Annotated in this window: 15 protein-coding genes; all 15 read right to left on the bottom strand. The window is 57.7% G+C overall.

Going from position 1 to position 16,391, the window contains the following annotated elements:
• Positions 1-74: 74 nt before the first annotated feature.
• Complete coding sequence (gene murG, locus HPY71_05290; protein NPV52922.1) at positions 75-1,235, bottom strand: undecaprenyldiphospho-muramoylpentapeptide beta-N-acetylglucosaminyltransferase; 1,161 nt, start codon at positions 1,233-1,235, stop codon at positions 75-77.
• Positions 1,236-1,351: 116 nt separating this feature from the next.
• Complete coding sequence (gene spoVE / locus HPY71_05285) at positions 1,352-2,563, bottom strand: stage V sporulation protein E (protein NPV52921.1); 1,212 nt, start codon at positions 2,561-2,563, stop codon at positions 1,352-1,354.
• A 91-nt stretch (positions 2,564-2,654) separates the two neighbouring features.
• A complete protein-coding gene (locus tag HPY71_05280; protein NPV52920.1) occupies positions 2,655-3,617 on the bottom strand; it encodes a phospho-N-acetylmuramoyl-pentapeptide-transferase in 963 nt (320 codons plus the stop codon).
• 13 nt (positions 3,618-3,630) lie between these two features.
• Entirely contained in the window at positions 3,631-5,130 is a 1,500-nt protein-coding gene (locus tag HPY71_05275) for a UDP-N-acetylmuramoyl-tripeptide--D-alanyl-D-alanine ligase (GenBank protein ID NPV52919.1), read from the bottom strand.
• On the bottom strand, positions 5,099-6,676 hold the full coding sequence (locus tag HPY71_05270) for a UDP-N-acetylmuramoyl-L-alanyl-D-glutamate--2,6-diaminopimelate ligase (protein ID NPV52918.1): 1,578 nt from the start codon (positions 6,674-6,676) through the stop codon (positions 5,099-5,101). Before HPY71_05270 ends, HPY71_05275 begins: the two co-directional genes overlap by 32 nt.
• 79 nt (positions 6,677-6,755) lie before the next feature.
• Complete coding sequence (locus tag HPY71_05265; GenBank protein NPV52917.1) at positions 6,756-8,867, bottom strand: PASTA domain-containing protein; 2,112 nt, start codon at positions 8,865-8,867, stop codon at positions 6,756-6,758.
• A gap of 83 nt (positions 8,868-8,950) precedes the next feature.
• Positions 8,951-9,571, bottom strand: a complete 621-nt coding sequence (locus tag HPY71_05260; GenBank protein NPV52916.1) for a hypothetical protein — start codon at positions 9,569-9,571, stop codon at positions 8,951-8,953.
• Between the two features lie 22 nt (positions 9,572-9,593).
• Positions 9,594-10,661 carry a 16S rRNA (cytosine(1402)-N(4))-methyltransferase RsmH gene (gene rsmH / locus HPY71_05255; GenBank protein NPV52915.1) on the bottom strand — a complete coding sequence of 356 codons (1,068 nt, stop codon included), beginning with the start codon at positions 10,659-10,661 and terminating at the stop codon, positions 9,594-9,596.
• Positions 10,636-11,082 (bottom strand): division/cell wall cluster transcriptional repressor MraZ, encoded by a 447-nt coding sequence (mraZ, locus tag HPY71_05250; protein NPV52914.1) that lies wholly within the window; start codon positions 11,080-11,082, stop codon positions 10,636-10,638. The genes rsmH and mraZ overlap by 26 nt, the downstream gene beginning before the upstream one ends.
• A gap of 294 nt (positions 11,083-11,376) precedes the next feature.
• Positions 11,377-11,898 carry a GNAT family N-acetyltransferase gene (locus HPY71_05245; protein ID NPV52913.1) on the bottom strand — a complete coding sequence of 174 codons (522 nt, stop codon included), beginning with the start codon at positions 11,896-11,898 and terminating at the stop codon, positions 11,377-11,379.
• A gap of 204 nt (positions 11,899-12,102) precedes the next feature.
• Positions 12,103-12,363: a stage V sporulation protein S gene (locus tag HPY71_05240; protein ID NPV52912.1), complete on the bottom strand. Its 261-nt coding sequence runs from the start codon at positions 12,361-12,363 to the stop codon at positions 12,103-12,105.
• A gap of 97 nt (positions 12,364-12,460) precedes the next feature.
• Positions 12,461-13,246 (bottom strand): TIGR00282 family metallophosphoesterase, encoded by a 786-nt coding sequence (locus HPY71_05235; protein NPV52911.1) that lies wholly within the window; start codon positions 13,244-13,246, stop codon positions 12,461-12,463.
• Entirely contained in the window at positions 13,243-13,791 is a 549-nt protein-coding gene (locus HPY71_05230) for a hypothetical protein (protein ID NPV52910.1), read from the bottom strand. The genes HPY71_05235 and HPY71_05230 overlap by 4 nt, the downstream gene beginning before the upstream one ends.
• 117 nt (positions 13,792-13,908) lie before the next feature.
• A complete protein-coding gene (gene rny, locus HPY71_05225; GenBank protein NPV52909.1) occupies positions 13,909-15,471 on the bottom strand; it encodes a ribonuclease Y in 1,563 nt (520 codons plus the stop codon).
• Between the two features lie 369 nt (positions 15,472-15,840).
• Complete coding sequence (locus HPY71_05220) at positions 15,841-16,359, bottom strand: regulatory protein RecX (GenBank protein NPV52908.1); 519 nt, start codon at positions 16,357-16,359, stop codon at positions 15,841-15,843.
• Between the last annotated feature and the right edge of the window lie 32 nt (positions 16,360-16,391).

The following is a 16,391-nucleotide window of genomic DNA, read 5'->3' as shown; positions in this document are numbered from 1 at the left end:
TAAATACAGTCACATATTATGTTATGTTCATGGTTTCATCCTTGTTACGCATCGTTACTCATCCCTGCCGGGCCCTACCTCCCTGATTTAGCTGCCGCCCCGGCCTGGCTGCCACCCCGGCTCGCAAGCGCCTTAACAAGCCTGACGAGCTCGCGGGTTGCCTCCGGCCGCCCGAGTTTCTTGCTCCCGGCAGCCATCTCGCGAAGCGCATCCTTGTCCCGGAGCAACTCGAGAATGTTCATCGCAAGCCTCCGGCCGTCAAGGTCCGGCTCCAGGATCACGCGAGCAGCCCCGCCTGCCTCAAGGGCCCTGGCATTTCGTTCCTGGTGATGTTCCGCAGCCGTGGGCAGGGGTATGAGGATCGCCGGCAGGCCGCGGGCCGTGATTTCTGCAATCGAGATCGCCCCGGCCCGGCTGACGACCAAGTCGGCGGCTGCCAGCGCGTTCTCCATCTCGTAGATGTAGGGCGTAACGATAATTCCTCCGCGACCGCGACTGCCATCGTAGAGATTGCGGGCGCGCAGTTCCTCGCGAACCTTATCGTAGTCAAGCTTCCCCGTCTGGTGTATGATCTGGATATCCGGCATCCCCTGCAGGAGCAGCGGGATACCCTCGATCATGGCCTGGTTGATGGCCCGGGCGCCCTGGCTCCCACCAAATACGAGAAGCGTTGGCTTCTGGGGATCGAGTCCAAGGCGCGCGCTGCCACCCTCGCGAGTCGCTGCCAGGACGGATGGACGGACCGGGTTGCCCGTAACCACCACCCTATCAGGCCTGCGGAAGCAGCTCACCGACTCGCTGTAGGTGGCCGCCACAATATCGACAAAGGCCGATAGTATCCGATTCGTCACGCCTGGTATCGCGTTCTGCTCGTGAATGAGCGCGGGGATTCTGAGGAGCTTGGCCACCATGACGACAGGGCCGCACACGTAGCCTCCGGTTCCGACCACGACATCCGGCCGGAAGCTCCTGATAACCCCGAGAGCCTGCCAGCATCCTTTAAATGCCTTAACAAGCGTCTTCGCGGTTTTCAAGGATATTCTCCTCTCGAAACCAGCGATATCAATGGTGACGAGCCTATACCCCTTCCGCGGCACGATTTCATTCTCGAGGCCCCTGCGCGAGCCAACGAAGAGCGCCTCAACGTCCTCCCCGGAGGCCTTGAGCGCATCCGCGATCGTTATGCCCGGATATATATGGCCGCCCGTCCCGCCGCCGGCGAATAAGACCCTCATCGACCTTCGCCTCCCTATTTCGACTCAAGCCGGCCTGTCTGTCTTCTGTAATATGTGCACATCGGGCTACATCGGGCTACATCAGGCTGCCCTCCTCTATTGCGCCAGGCCAACCCTCAGTCGATATTGGCGAACTTCGAGACGTTTAGCAGGATGCCCAACGCCCCCAGGGTCATAACCAATGATGAACCTCCAAAGCTTATGAGCGGCAGGGTGATGCCTGTAATCGGGAACATCCCCGTTACGACCCCGATGTTTATTACCGCCTGCAGGATTATCATGGTAGTTATCCCCACGGCAAGATAAGACCCGAACGCATCCGGCGCAGCCAGGGCAATCCTGAAACCCCTCCATGCCAGCAGGAAAAACAGGAACACCACCGTGAGCGCCCCAATGAGGCCGAGCTCCTCCCCTATAATCGCAAAGATAAAGTCCGTATGCTGGGCCGGCAGGTAGAGGAATTTCTGGCGGCTCCTGCCGAGCCCCAGGCCGAATAACCCCCCTGAGCCAAGAGCCAGGAGGGACTGGATGATGTGAAACCCGGACCCGAGGGGGTCGTCCCAGGGATGGAGAAAGGCGAAGAACCGCCGGCGCCTGTAGGGCTCGAGCATCATAACCGCCACGAAGGCAGGCAGGCCCAGGATCGCAAGCCCGATAAGGTGCCAGAGCCTGGCGCCCGCGACGAAAATCAAAACCAGGCCCGTGCCGACGGCCGTCGTAGCTGTCCCAAGATCAGGTTCGAGCATTATCAGCCCGAAAATCATGGCCACAAGCATAAGGGGTGGCACGAGACCACGGAAAAAACTCTTGAGGCTATCCCGCCGTTCTGCAAAGAATCTCGAGAGAAAAAAGATCATTGCTATCTTGCTCAACTCTGATGGCTGCACATGGGCAGGGCCAAGGTCGATCCACCGCCTCGAGCCCCCCATCTCCTTGCCTATCCCCGGAACCAGCACCAGCAGGAGAAGGGCCAGAACCGCTATGAGAATCAGGCCTGCGAAACGATACCACACCCTGTAATTGATGCGCATCGTAACCAGCATCGCGCAGATGCCTATAAGCGTCCAGGCAAGCTGCAGTTTGAGGAAGTAGTATGCATCCTTGTAGACGGTGAGCGCCCTTACAGAGCTTGCGCTGAAGACCATAACCACTCCGATGCCGAGGAGGGCCAGAGTAACAGCGAATATAAGAATATCGGGCGAGCCATCACCGGGCGAGTCCTGATCGAGGCCCGGATATACCGGCCGGTACGTCGGCCCTGATGTCGAACGCGATCTCGAGCTCGAGCTCGGCCGCGGTCTCCGGTCAGCCACAGTCCGCCTCGCCATAGCAACGCACCCCTCCCTCGATCATATAGTCACACAGTCTCATGCAATCCACGTAGGCTTGTGTGATCCATGTAATGAAAGCTCTCCGAGCTTACCATACCCCTGAAATCACAAGTCCAAGGACAGCGAAAATGGAAGCTACTATCCAGAATCGCACGACAACCTGAGGCTCCGCCCAGCCTGACAGCTCAAAATGATGGTGCAGGGGGCTCATCTTGAATATCCTCCTGCCGTGAGTAAGTTTAAAATAGACCACCTGGATGATAACGGAGATGGTTTCAATAACAAAAACCCCACCTATCACCGCCAGCAGGAGCTCCGTCTTGGTCAGGATAGCAAGAGAGCCCAAGGCGGCACCGAGCGCCAGGGAGCCCGTATCGCCCATGAATATCTGGGCGGGATGGGCGTTAAACCACGAAAATCCTATACACGCACCAGCGATGGCCGCGGCAAAAATTCCAAGATCCGGCGAGCCAACCCTGCAGGCGATGACGGTATACGCCAGAGCGGCGATGGCCGTGGCCCCCGCCGCGAGGCCATCGAGCCCATCCGTCAGGTTAACGGCATTTGAGGCGCCAACCACCAGGAATATCGCAAATGGCACGTAAAAGAGGCCCAGCTGGAGCTGCCTGCCCCAAAACGGCACAAGGACCGCCGTGCCCAGCTCGGATCTGCTTGCGACGAACAGGCCCAGGAGGCCTGCTATGACGATCTGGCCTATGAGCTTTTGGCGCGCGCGCAGTCCCAAGGATCTCCGGGTTACGACGATCAGGAAATCATCGATGAGCCCGATGAGACCATAGCCGAGGGTGACGAAGAGCGCCCAGGGAACGAGGAAGACGTTCCGAGCAAAGGCAAACGTCGCAGCAGCAACGGCTACAAGGATTATCACTCCCCCCATCGTTGGGATGCCCGCCTTGGCCATGTGACGCCTTGGACCGTCCTGCCGGATCGCCTGGCCGAACTTCAGCCGCCTCAATTCCCTGATGGAGCCCGGACCGATGAGAAGCGCTATTGCAAATGCCAGGATAGCCGAGTAGACAGCCTGAATCATTTAAATCCCACCTCTAGTCCGAACGCCTGGCGCCCGGCCACGCCGCCGGCCCAGACCCGGGCCCCGGCCCCGATTCCAGTCCCGATTCCAATCCCGGTCCCGATTCCGATTCCGATCCACTGACCAGCGCTTCTGCCAGCCGCTCCATCCCCATAGCCCTCGAGCCCTTTACTAGGACAGCATCGCCCGGGCGGACCCCGGCCAGGAGGGCTGGAAGCGCATCGAGAGCCTCATCAAAATGCCTGATCCTCGAGGCCTGCATCCCGGCCCGCCCGGCTTCGATAGCTATAAGCCTCGCGGAATCCCCAACAGTCATGAGGATATCAACATCGAAGCCCACGACGCACCTTCCCACCTCCATGTGAGCTTCATCCCGGAGATCACCAAGCTCCAGCATATCGCCGAGCACCGCTATCTTACGCCGCCCACCTCCCAGCTCCCTGAGGGTCTCGAGGGCGGACTTAACGGAAACCGGGTTCGCATTGTAAGCATCGTTGATTACCAGCACATCCTGGTCCGTCCTGCTAATCTGCATCCGCATGGGAGCCGGCACAAAATCGCGAAGCCCATCCGCTATAGTCGACAAGTCGAAGTCGAGGGCGATGGCCGCCCCCGCCGCCGCCAGGGCATTGTAGACGTTATGGCGCCCGGGTATGGGTATGACGACCTCATGATGCCTGCCGCGGTAGTGGAAACGAGCGCTTACCCCATCCACGCCCAGGCTCCGGATATCGCTCGCCTGGAGATCCGCATCGCGATCGACGCCATAAGTTATAACCCTCGCCCTGGTCTTGTCCCGCATCCCTATGACGAACGGGTCGTCGGCGTTTAACACGGCGGCCCCGTGCAGGGGTAGCGCCTCCACCAGCTCGGCCTTGGCCCTGGCGATGTTTTCGCGGGAGCCGAGGAGCTCCATATGAGCAACCCCGACATTTGTAACAACGCCTATGTCGGGCCTCGCGATCGAGACCAGGGCTCTTATCTCGCCCAGAGCCCTCATACCGAGCTCTACGACCCCGGCCTCAAATGTCCCGTCGAGCCTGGCAAGCGTGAGGGGGAGCCCGATCTCATTATTATAATTGGCCTCGGTCTTCAGGGTCTTGAAACGCCTCCTCAGGAGGCAGTAGATCATGTCCTTCGTTGTAGTCTTGCCTGTGCTGCCCGTAACGGCGACTATGGGTATAGCAAACCTGGCCCTAATGTGCCTTGCTATATCCCAGAGCGCCTGGAGCGTATCGCGGACCTTGATAACGGCCCTGACCTGGCCTCCGGCGGCGCCCACATCCCCGACGCCGACATCCTTCGAAACCACCGCCCCGGCGGCCCCTCCTGCGAAGGCCGCACTTACAAAATCATGCCCGTCAAAGTGCGGCCCTTGTAAAGCTATAAATAGCCTACCCGCCACTTCCCCTCGCGAATCCGTAGAGATGCCGGAGAACTGGGCTGCGACCGCGCCCGCCGCAAGCGTTCCCCCCGTGGCTTCAATTACTTCCCTCGCTGACAGCACTGTCATGGCCCACCCTCTCCTCAAGGACATCCCGGGCTACTTCCCTATCGTCGAAGTGTATAGTCCTGTCGCGGAATATCTGATAGGTCTCATGTCCCTTGCCCGCTATTATCACGATGTCGCCGCGGCCGGCCAGATTTACCGCTCTCTCTATGGCGCTCCTGCGGTCAACGATCACCTCATACCCCTCTCCCCGCCCCCTCACCCCACGCACCCCCGCCTCGATCTCGGCGCAGATGCTCGCCGGGTCCTCGCTGCGCGGGTTATCAGAGGTTAAGATCACGTGATCCGCCAGACTTGCGGCTATCCTGCCCATTATGGGACGCTTGGTCCTGTCTCTATCCCCGCCACAACCGAAGACAACGATCTTCCTCCCTGATACGAACTGCCTTGCCGCCTTCAGGATATTCTCGAGCCCGTCGGGCGTGTGGGCGTAATCAACTATCACTGCGAAGTCCTGGCCCACATCCACGGACTCAAATCGGCCTGGAACGCCCCCGACCCTCTCGAGGCCCCTCTTGATATGCTCGATGTCAAGGCCCGCCTCGAGCCCGGCCCCGATCGCGGCAAGGGCATTATAAATATTGAACATGCCCCTCAACTTCATATTGAGAGCGACCGTCCCGGCAGGCGTCGCAGCATCGAAGGAGATGCCGGAGAGGCCGAGGGTTATATTGAAAGCCCTGATATCTGCCTCGTTCTCGATCCCGTATGTGATAACCTCAGCCGGGGTTCCCTCGATGATGCGATGGAAATTGGGATCGTCCATATTCACCACGGCAGCCTTTGGGCGCTTCTTCACAACCTCGTACGGGCCGTCCGCCCCGAGCCCCTTAAAAAACTTCGCCTTGGCGGCCACATAGTTGTCGAATGTCTTGTGGAAATCAAGGTGGTCCTGGGTTATATTGGTGAAAACCCCTATATCGAATTCAAGCCCGAATATCCTATCCAGGGCTATCGCATGGGATGAGACCTCCATAGCCACTGCCTTCACGCCGGCCCTGACCATTCGATCGAGGAGCTCTTCGAGATCCGAGGATTCAGGGGTTGTATGCTTCGCCGGCACTATCTCCCTCCCGATGACGTTCTGGATCGTCCCAATAACGCCCGCCGGGTAGCCCGCCTCCTCAAACACGGCCTTGACAAGATACGTGGTGGTGGTCTTCCCATTGGTACCGGTTACGCCCACGAGGGTTAGCTTGCCCGACGGATTATCATAAAAGGCCCTGGCGAGCGCCCCCAGGGCGCGCCGCGCATCGGGAACCTCTACAATGGCAACACCAGCTCCTGCTCCCGTTCCTGCATCTGAATCCGAACCAGAATCCAATCCTTCCACGTCCACGTTCCTCTCGACCACGATGGCCCTCGCACCGCGCCTCATCGCATCTGCGATGAAATCATGCCCGTCGTATTTATCCCCCTTTATGCATACAAAAAGGTATCCCGGCCCGGCGGTGCGCGAATCATAGGTAATGCCGGCAATCTCCACTTGGCCGTTGCCGGTTATTGACTTCTCAGGCAGCGATTCTACAAGATAACCAAGAGTTGCCATTTTATCCACCTTCCAGAAAAAATGCCGATCCCTTCAAAGATATTATGTCTTGGGGACCAGGGTTTATACTGACCGGCACCTACCGTTTTTCAGCAAAGTCAACCATCACGACGGTGCCCCGCACGACCTCCGTTCCCGGCCCGGGATCCTGGTTGACCGCCCACCCGCTCCCCGTGGCGTTCATTCGGAGCCCCATCTCTCCCAGGGAGAGCGCCGCCTCCTTCATGGAGAGGCCTCTAAGATCCGGAACGGTAACCTTCAAGTCCAATTCATTATAACGTTCACCCGGTCCAAAGTAAAGAATCACTGTCGTCCCGTAAGGCACCCTGGCTCCCGGTTTCGGGACCTGGTCCCTGACCTTATCAGAACCAGGTGATCCTTCAACGCGCGCCGCAAGGCCGCTCGAATCCAGGACGACCTTTGCATCCTCGAGGCCAAACCCCCTGATGTCGGGGACCACCGTGAGGTCGGCAGTGGCGCCATCCTTGTTCTCCTTAACCTTGACATCCTTGGAGGGCGGGATATCCATGTAGCGCAAGCTGTCCTCGACTATGGCCTTGAATACGGGGGCGGCTATGACGCCTCCATAGGTTATGCCGCTCGAGGGCTCATCTAGGACGACGAGGACAGCGATAGCTGGATCGTCCACCGGGGCGAAGCCCAGGAAGGAGGAGACCCTCTTGTCACTATACCTCCCGCCCTCAGGCTTCTCAGCGGTCCCCGTCTTGCCGGCGACGCGATAACCCGGGATCTGAGCCCTCACACCTGATCCATTGAGCACCACGGACTCGAGGATGCTTGAGAGCTCGCGGGAGGTCTCGGGGCTTATAACCCGGCGCACCAGGGTTGGCTCAAATTCCTTAACCACCTTCCCGTCAGGTGCGATTATCTTCTTGACCAGCATTGGCTTCATCAACTTGCCGCCGTTTGCGATCGCACAGGTCGCCGAGAGGAGTTGAAGCGGGGTTACGGATATGCCCTGCCCGAATGCGATGTTCGCAAGCTCAACCTTGCCCACACGCTTGGGAGACTGGAGCGAGCCCGATGCCTCCCCCGGGTAGTCGATGCCCGTAGGCTGGCCGAACCCAAAAGCCTTGATATACTTGTAGAACTTGTCGACCCCCAGGTTAATGCCCAGGCTTGCGAAGACCGGGTTGCATGAGTTCTCGGTGGCCTCTACGAAATTCTCGCTGCCGTGGCCGCCCGGCAACCAGCAACGTATAACCCTGTCCTCAACCCTTATGAACCCCGGGTCATAGAACTGGGAGTCTGGGCGCACGATCCCCTCCTCGAGCGCGGCCGCGGCCGTAACGACCTTGAAGGTTGACCCGGGCTCATACATGTCGGTGAGGGCGATATTCCTGCGGTTTATGGCAGGGTAGTCGAGGAAATGGTTTGGATTGTATGTGGGGCGGCTGGCCATGGCCAGCACCTCCCCTGTCTTCGGAGCCATGGCGACCACCATCCCGCGCTTTGATTTGGTATCCGCCATGGCCTTATCAAGCTCTCGCTCAGCCACATACTGGATAACCTCGTCGATCGTCAGGTAGAGGTCGTTCCCATCCTTGGGCGGGACGAACCTCCGGGCGCCTCCCGGTATCTCACGGCCGGTCGCGTCGCGTTCAGCCTCGATCTGGCCTTGCACGCCAGCCAGGTACCTGTCATATTCGAACTCGAGGCCCTCCAGTCCCTGGTTGTCTATGCCTGCTATACCCAGGATATGAGCAGCCAGGGAATCCTTGGGGTAAAACCTCTGTCCCTTTTCGGTGAACCCTATGCCCGGGAGGCTAAGCTTCTTGACCTCCCTGGCGACCCTTTCATCAACCTTGCGCCTTATCCAGACAGTGGCCTGGCGCTGGGTAAGCCTCCTCTGGAGTTCACGCTCATCCTCCCCCAGGATTCTCGAGAGCTTCACAGCCACCCCGGCCGGGTCCTTTATCTCAGCCGGGACAGCGTAAATCGAATCGGCGCTCACGCTTATAGCAAGCTCATGGCCATTTCTATCCCTTATCGCCCCCCTCCGGGCATCAACAGGGACGGGGTAGAAACGCTGGTCGAGCGCAAGCTTGCGGAAGCGGTCATGCTGAAGCACCTGGACGTAAGCGAGCCTGGCTCCCAGGGAGCCAAGCAGCAAAACCCACATAACAAAAAGAGAAGCTATCCTCTTTTTGATAGCTATGCCCGAATACATATCGCCTGTAGGTATCTCCTCTCCTGTAGCTCTTGCGTCCCCGTCAACCTATATCTATAGTCACCCTCCAAGCCTGTATGCAGCTACCCCCTGGCCCCCGAACCTGAGAGCTGGGAGCTAGGGAGGTCGAAAAACCACTTTGCAATGAACTGCGAAGCCAGGCCCATTATGCTGCCTGATATGCGTTCACCAAGATACCCGGCCGTCGCAAGAGGGCCACCGTGTGGCGCCCCGGCTGCGGACACCCCGCCCGCGGGTGAAGCTTCCTCCCCGGGTTTTCCGCCGTCCCATAGCCTGCCCTGTCCGCCCTGCTGGCCCGCTTGAGCCGGCGCAATGTCAACTGCGATCATCCGTATATCCCCGGGTTCTCTCATACCGAGCCGGGTCCTGGCATCCTCCTCAATGCGGGCAAGCGACCTAAGCTGGGCGGCTGCGAGGCTCAAGCGCTCATGCTCGGACTTCAGCCTATCCAGCTGCCTGCTGGCTATTGTCAGGTCATAGCAGACCTTGACAGCCTGCATATGAAGGGATAAGTAGGAAAGGAGCAGCGCAACAGATATTATCGCGGTAGCACCCAACTGCAGCATGGTGGGGCACCCGGACCTCAGGGCCCCTGGCTTTGCGCGGGTCCTGGGAGCATTAGCATTTTGGGTATTGATTCGGCTATCCCTATCCTCAAGCGGCCTGGCCTTAGCTAATACCATCTCTATTCGCCCCCCAATAGGTTTAGAACTTCTCGGCAGCTCGTAGCTTCGCGCTGCGTGACCTGGGGTTCTCGTGGATTTCCCGTTCCAATGGGGTGACGGGCTTCCTGGTGATGATTCTGAGTGTAGCCCTCCCCCCACAAGAGCACACCGGCGAGCCAGGCGGGCATGTGCACCCCCGTGCATGACGATGGAAGACGCGTTTCGCAATGCGATCCTCAAGCGAGTGAAATGAAATGACGCATACCCGCCCGCAGGGCTCGAGCAAATCAATGGCATCCTCGAGCGCCCGCTCGAATGCGGAGAGTTCATCATTTACTGCGATCCGCAGCGCCTGAAATGTCCGCTTTGCGGGATGCGGTCCCGCCCGCCGGGCGCTCGCAGGTATGGCCCTCTTTATTACATCCACAAGCTCGCCCGTGGTGCGGATGGGACGGCGGGCCCGTTCCTCCCCAATGAACCTGGCAATTCGGGATGCCCACCTCTCCTCGGCGTATTCCCTGATTATACGCGCGAGCTCCTCCACGGGAAGCTCATTCACAAGGTCGGCGGCCGTGGGTGGGCCCGTGGAATCCGGACCACCCGCGCCCATTCTCATATCAAGCGGGGCATTTACCATATAAGAAAACCCACGCTCCGCCGCGTCGAGCTGGTGGGATGAAACCCCGAGATCAAAGAGCACGCCATGGATGCCAGCCCGTCCTATAGAGTTGACTATTTTTGCTATATTTTTAAAGTTATCACATATAAGCTCAACCCTTCCAGCAAAGGGCGCGAGCACAACCCGTGCCCTGGCGATTGCGTCGGGGTCGCGGTCAATACCGATGAGGAAGCCGTCAGGCGCTGTTTCCGCGAGAATGCGTTTTGCGTGCCCGCCGCCGCCGACGGTGCAATCCACATACGTGCCTCCAGGCCGGCAGGCGAGCATCTGGATAACCTCATCGAGTAGAACCGGGCTATGGTAACTCTCCGGGTAAACCCCCACTATAACCCACTCCGTAACCTTTCCTCTTTCTTGATTCTTGACCTGATTCTCGCTCGAAGGGAAATCCTCAAGAGGAGTCTCAGGTTTGACTTCCAGGACCTCCATCAGCAAGGAGCTTCTCCGCTATCTCTTCATAGGATTCCTCGGCCTTCTTTGAATACTCGCGCCATATAGGCTCGTTCCAGATTTCTATCCTCGCGGATACGCCGATTATGACCACATCTTTTTCCAGCTTCGCATACTCACGCAAGTGAGCTGGGATCATGATCCTGCCCTGCCTGTCAAACTCACACTCGGCAGCGCTCGAGAAGAAGAGCCGGCTGTAGGCGCGCGCATCCGATCTGGCCAGGGGCAGGTTGCGAAGCTCGCGCTCCTGGTTCTCCCACTCCGATAGGGGGAATACAAAAAGGCACGTATCAAGGCCCTTGGTAGCGATGAAACGCTCGCCCAGCTCCTCTCTGAACTTTGCCGGCATGATTAACCGGCCCTTGGCATCTATTGTATGCCAGTAAGTGCCGATGAACATGGGCATCCACCACTTTCCCCCACTTTACACCACCATGGTAACTTTTCTCTTCTATATTTGTGGCCAAAATCCTTCTTGTCCAGCCCAAAATCCGGCCTAATTACAAGATTTTTTTATGGCGCCGTGCTACACCAGTACGCCAGCGTCGCATGGGGGATGGGGGCGATCTCATAGGCCCTATCACAGGCCGCCCGACCACACAGGCCCGGGCCCGGCAAAAATAAAAAGCCCGGCAAATACCGGGCTAATGGAGGTAACGACATCTAATCTCTTGTCCTGGGATACCTCTTGGGATCATGATATCTTCTTCACGGGGCTTGCCCCGGTCGCCCCGGGCAGGCTCATGGATTCATCCCGGAGCACGCTCATCAAGAATACCTTCTCCACCCTTGAGCCTCCCTCGACCCTGCGCCTGACTACCCCCTCCTTCTTGAAGCCACACTTCTCGTAACACCGTATGGCCCTAACATTATCCTTGTGCACCCTCAAATAGATGCGCTTCAACTTCATTTCGGCGAAGGCCAGCTCGAGCAGGGCGACCACGGCATCCATCCCGTAACCCTTGTTCCAGTCGGATTCCTGGCCGATCCTGATGAAGAGCTCCGCATCGCCACCCCTCCAGCTTATCTCAGCGAGGCCTATGTCACCGATCAATCTCCCTTCCCTGGTAGTGATCGCAAATATCTTAGAATTCCTGCCCCTAAGCATCTTCTGGTACCACTGGTTGCTGGACTCGTCGTAGGATTCCCATTGCTCCATTATCTGTATATCTTGCTCAGTCAGGGGGCGCAATACCACCTTACTCTCGCCGATCACTACTGTGACACCTCTTCCTGTTTTATTTCACCTCCCCACCCTTCTGAGATTCTAATTCGACCAGGATGCCGATATACCTTTATGTAAATGTATCCGCTTCTAGGAGACTGCTCCAACGGTTCAGCACCTGCCCATAAAAACAAAACCTGTCCATCATCCCCGATAGACAGGCTGGAGGCTGGAGGTTGCCAGCAAAGCCGGACGCTACCTCGGTTCAACTATCAATTTAATGGCGGTTCTCTCCTCCCCGTCGATCTCTACATCGGCGAAGGCGGGGATCATAATAAGGTCGACTCCGCTCGGCGCAACAAACCCACGCGCAATAGCCACAGCCTTGACAGCCTGGTTCAGCGCGCCGGCACCGATCGCCTGGATTTCCGCCCCGCCTCGTTCCCTCAAGACAGCGGCGAGGGCGCCCGCGACGGAATTTGGGTTTGACTTTGCAGATACTTTCAAGGCCTCCACTAAATCTACCTCCTACCCTGAGTCATCATCAGCAGGTTATATTACAAATTATATATAATTACCAAAATTCCTCCTACTTCAAAGGACTGAATGGCCATCAACCACCATCCAGTTCGTAAACCCTCTCAATGCTCCGCGCCCTCCCCGACGATTCATCTACATCAATGATGGCCCCGCCGAGGCAAACCCTGCCTGTGGCCGTCTCAAATCGCACGGGCATTTGAGCTAGGAATTTCCCTATAACCAGCTCCTTCTTGACGCCTATTACGGAATCCACCGGCCCCGTCATCCCGAGATCTGTTATATAGGCCGTCCCGTTATCGAGGAGCCTCTCATCCGCCGTCTGAACGTGTGTGTGAGTGCCGACCACTGCCGTAACGCGCCCATCCAGAAACCACCCAAGGGCGACCTTTTCCGATGTCGCCTCAGCGTGAAAATCAACAATAATAATGCTTGTTTCGCGTCGAAGTGCGTCAATAAGCGTTTCAGCGCACCGGAAGGGGCAATCCAGGTTGCCCATGAATACGCGCCCTGACAGGTTCACCACCCCAAACTTCACGCCATCCGCGGAGCAGAAAACCCCACTTCCGCGGCCCGGGGCGCCTGGTGGATAGTTGGCCGGTCGCAGGATCCTGGATTCCTTTTCAAGCGTCCCATATATTTCCTTCTTGTTCCACACGTGATTCCCTGTTGTCAGGATGTGAATCCCCGAAGCAAAAAGCTCCTTTACAGTCTCGCCCGTCAGGCCGAAGCCACCCGCGACATTCTCCCCGTTTGCGATTATAACATCCGGGGCGTGCAGGGACGCGACCCTGGGCAGTAGAGTCTTTACAGCCCGCCTCCCGGCTCGACCGACCACGTCGCCTATGACAAGTATCCTCAAGACTTGCGGTTCTCGGCCCCCTTATTGAACACGAGAACCCTCCCCTCTTCCCTGAAGCCGATCAGATCCCTCTCCTGAAAGGATTCCCTGAGGTCTTCCAGCATATTCTCTATTATCTCATCCTGCATGGACATCTCTTCATCCAGAAGCGAGTCCTCGCCACGCTCGGTTATGAGCTGGTCCCCGAACTCCGCGACCACAAGCTCTATTATAAGGGATATCTCCTCCTGGGTTAGGGTCTGGACATCCCGCTTGACCTCCAGGGAGGTGAAGCCCTCAAACCTGACCATGTGGAGCTCTATATCCGGCCTGCCACACTGTATCAAGGCCGCATAGGTCTCAATATTCTCCTCCAGCTTCGTCTTGAACCTGGCGTAACGCTCGTCGGATATCTGCTCGGAAATCATGAAGGTGAACTTCAAGGCCTTATGCTTTGGATCGAAGTTTACCGTGACGATTTGCGGGTATCTAACCAGGATTGATATCAGCAGGCTCACGCTATTAGCTGCGTGATCCTCGCGTTGGCGCTGTTGTAATCTGCCCACCCCTCACTCACCTTCTTTATCAAAGTCTCGACACATGGTGTATGCCGCCCCGCAACCGGCCTCGCAACCGGCCCGGGGAGGCAACAACCATGCGAACGCCAGGCTATTTGCTCTATACTATTTAGCGTATTCGACTGCGCGCGTCTCCCGTATAACCGTCACCTTGATCTGGCCAGGGTATTCGAGCTCCTGCTCGATCCGCTTGACGATATCCCGCGCCATGCGCGCTATAGCCAGGTCATCCAGCTTCTCGGGTTTCACCATGATCCGCACTTCGCGACCTGCCTGGATTGCATAGGACTTCTCCACTCCCTCGAAGGAATCGGCGATCTTCTCGAGCTTCTCGAGACGCTTCATATATGCCTCGAGGGTCTCACGCCTTGCCCCGGGGCGGGCTGCCGATATGGCATCAGCGGCCTGGACAAGCGCTGCCTCGATGGTCCTGGCCTCCTCGTCTCCATGATGCGCCAGGATCGCATGAACCACTTCAGGCGATTCCTTGTATTTTCTCGCAAGGTCGGCGCCAATCTGCACGTGGGGACCTTCAACCTCATGATCCACGGCCTTCCCAATATCATGCAGAAGGCCCGCCCTCCTCGCGATCTGGACATCCGCCCCGAGCTCGACAGCCATGGTGGCGGCCAGGTGGCAGACCTCCAGCGAGTGCATGAGGACATTCTGGCCATAGCTCGTCCTGTACTTCAGCCTCCCCAGGAGCTTGATGAGCTCAGGGTGCAACCCGTGCACTTGGGCCTCAAGGGCTGCGCTTTCACCCTCCTCCTTGATGGTCGCCTCGACCTCCTTGCGTGCCTTATCGACCATCTCCTCTATTCGCCCTGGGTGTATCCTGCCATCAGCGATGAGGCGCTCCAGGGCTATCCTGGCGATTTCGCGCCTGACAGGGTCAAACCCTGAAAGGATAACAGCCTCAGGGGTGTCATCAATAATCAGATCTATGCCCGTCAGGGTTTCAAGGGCTCGAATATTGCGCCCTTCCCTGCCGATGATCCGCCCCTTCATCTCGTCGTTCGGGAGCGCGACCACCGAGACCGTCGTTTCTACCACATGGTCTGCGGCACACCTCTGAATAGCCATCGTGATGATCTCACGCGCCCGCTTATCGGCCTCCTCTTTCGCCTGGGCTTCTATCTCCTTTATCATGACTGCTGTATCATGCCTTATCTCGTTCTCGACGTTCTTCAGGAGGATATCGCGCGCCTGCTCGGACGACAGGCCGGACATGCGTTCCAGCTCAGCTCGCTGCCTCGCGCAAATCTCCTCGAGCTCCCGCCTTACGGCCTCGATTTCCGCATCCTTCTTATGCAAGGCATCCTCTTTTCTCTCGAGGATATCTGACTTCCTGTCGAGGGCCTCCTCCTTCTGGATGAGACGCCTCTCGATGCGCTGCAACTCTATCCTGCGCTCCCGACCCTCCCTCTCCAGGTCGCTGCGCATTCTGTGCGCTTCCTCTTTTGCTTCGAGCAGCGCCTCTTTCTTCGCAGCCTCGCCTTGCTTCCTTGCTTCCTCGATTATCTGTTTTGCCGCGTTTTCGGCGAAGGCGATCTTCGCCTCGGCAAGGTATTTTCTTATAAAATATCCTGCCAGCCCGGCCAAAGCCGCGACCAGTATATACACTAGAAAAGTAAGAACCACGTTAATATCAAGTTCACCTCCCCCCATCCTCTATCTCGCCTCCATTCAAAGGCGGAGCTTATCATATTCTTATGCACAGGTCTTAAAAAAAGGCCGAGCAGGAACTCGGCCGCCTTGAAGAGATATCCTCGCAGTCATTCTATCTTTTTTAGCCCGGGGTGTCAAGTTCACAAGGTTGAACCTCTCCACGACTAAAGTCGCGGGATTCTATAACCCTTGACCTAGTCGCTTCATTGATTCCTGATTCATCGGGCCGTGCCCCCCTTGCGGAAAGGTCTTACCGCCCCTCCAACAGGCCATCCCCGCAGTTCCTGCGGTTCATCTCAACTGATTCGGCCTTACTCACAACTAAAGTCACAAGGGTGCGGCCGACAATAATCAACAAATTAACCAACATCAGGAGGGATCGAGCTTGCGCAAGACGCTTTCAATCACGTCAGGCTTGAACCCCCTGCGTGACAGGAAACCCCAGAGCCGCCTGCGGATCGTGGTCAGGTCCAGATTCCTGTATCTCGATACCTGCTTCTCAACCAGCCCTCGCGCCAGCTCCTCCTCACTCACACCAGAAAAGACGCCCTCCAGGCCTGCATCGACTACGTCCCTGGCAATACCCTTTGAAAGGAGCTCGCGCCGTATCCGGAGCCTGCCGAAGCCCCTGGTATCTACCCTTGCCCGGGCCCATTCCCTGGCGAATCTATCATCATTTACATACCCGAGGAGCTCGAGGCGGGATAACACATCAAGCACCTCTTCTCGCGCGAACCCTTTCCTCTCCAACCTCTCTTCGAGCTCCTTGCGTGTTCTAGCTCTGAATTCGAGCAACCTGAGGGCGTATTCCATCGCCCTGCCGCCATCACGGCTCCCCTGTTCCTGCACCACGCTATCGCCCTCCGGGAGGGCGCCATAAAGCGCCACAGTTAGATTTCTCCATGAGTTCACAAATCCCT

It is taken from the genome of Bacillota bacterium, assembly GCA_013178125.1.
Taxonomy (GTDB): Bacteria; Bacillota; SHA-98; order Ch115; family JABLXJ01; genus JABLXL01.
Note: the sequence above shows the minus strand (reverse complement) of the source record. Positions and strands in the feature narration are given on the sequence as shown.